The following is a 1403-nucleotide window of genomic DNA, read 5'->3' as shown; positions in this document are numbered from 1 at the left end:
GATCGGGGCGCGGGATATGGCATTTCCCCGGTTGAATGCCGCCGCCTTTTGGCTAGTGCCTGTGTTTGGAGTGATTCTAATCGCCAGCTTTTTTGTCCCTGGTGGTCCGTCCCAGTCGGGCTGGTGGGCCTATCCCCCCGTCAGTTTGCAAAATCCCACGGGCAATCTGATTAACGGGCAGTCGCTGTGGCTGCTGGCGGTGGCCCTGTCCGGGGTATCGTCGATTATGGGGGCCGTCAATGTGGTCTCTACGATCTTCAGGATGCGGGCACCGGGGATGGGCTGGTTCAAAATGCCTGCCTTCTGCTGGACCGTGCTGTCGGCCCAAATTATCCAGCTCTTTGGTCTGCCTGCACTGACCGCAGGCGCGGTAATGCTGCTGTGCGATCTGACCGTGGGCACCGCCTTTTTTGAGCCCAGTCGGGGCGGCGATCCGGTCCTGTACCAGCACTTCTTTTGGTTCTACTCTCATCCCGCAGTGTATGTGATTGTCTTGCCCATCTTTGGCGTGTTCTCAGAAGTGTTTCCGGTGTATGCCCGCAAGCCCCTATTTGGCTATAAAGTTGTGGCCTTGTCCTCGTTGATCATCACTGGACTCAGCGCTATCGTTTGGGTCCACCATATGTTTGCTAGCGGGACCGCTGGGTGGATGCGGATGCTGTTTATGTTCACCACCATGGCGATCGCCGTTCCTACAGGGATTAAGGTCTTTGCCTGGGTGGCGACGGTGTGGGGTGGCAAGTTGAGGCTGACCTCGGCCATGCTCTTTGCATTGGGGGGATTGTTCACCTTTTTGTTCGCCGGGATTACGGGGGTAATGCTGGCCTCTGCCCCCTTCGATATTCACGTCAACAATACTTATTTTGTGGTGGGTCATTTTCACTATGTGATTAATGGGGCTGTGGTCATGGGGTTTTTCGCCGCCATCTACCACTGGTTCCCCAAAATGACGGGCCGGATGTATTACGAAGGACTGGGCAAGCTGCACTTTTTGCTGACGTTTTTAGGCGTTAACCTGATTTTTCTGCCCATGCATCCGTTGGGCTTACAGGGAATGCCTCGGCGGGTAGCGTCCTATGACCCGGAGTTTGCCTTTTGGAATGTGATTGCTAGCTTGGGCGGATTCCTGCTAGGGGTTTCCATCGTGCCGTTTCTTCTAAATGTGCTGAGTTCTTGGATCCTGGGCGATCGCGCTGGAGCCAATCCCTGGCGGGCGATCGGTCTGGAATGGCTAGTGGCCTCTCCCCCTCCCCACGAGAACTTTGACGAAATTCCTGTGGTGGTCTCCGGTCCCTACGGCTACGGCAGCGATGAACCGCTGGTGCAGGGTTTTGGAAATAGCTCAGTAGCTCAAGATCTTGCATCACCCCCCTTAGTCCCCCCTTGCTAAGGAGGGAAATCCG

Annotated in this window: 1 protein-coding gene; it reads left to right on the top strand. The window is 55.8% G+C overall.

Features of this window, described 5'->3' with window-relative positions; all coding sequences use genetic code 11:
- On the top strand, nucleotides 1-1390 hold a 1390-nt coding region (locus F6K13_RS33180; protein WP_287289932.1), incomplete at its 5' end, for a cbb3-type cytochrome c oxidase subunit I.
- Nucleotides 1391-1403 lie beyond the last annotated feature (13 nt).

Origin of the sequence: Okeania sp. SIO2B9 (genome assembly GCF_010672505.1) — a bacterium.
Lineage (GTDB): Bacteria > Cyanobacteriota > Cyanobacteriia > Cyanobacteriales > Microcoleaceae > Okeania > Okeania hirsuta.
The sequence above is the reverse complement of the archived record's forward strand: the minus strand, read 5'-3'. Positions and strand labels throughout refer to the sequence as shown.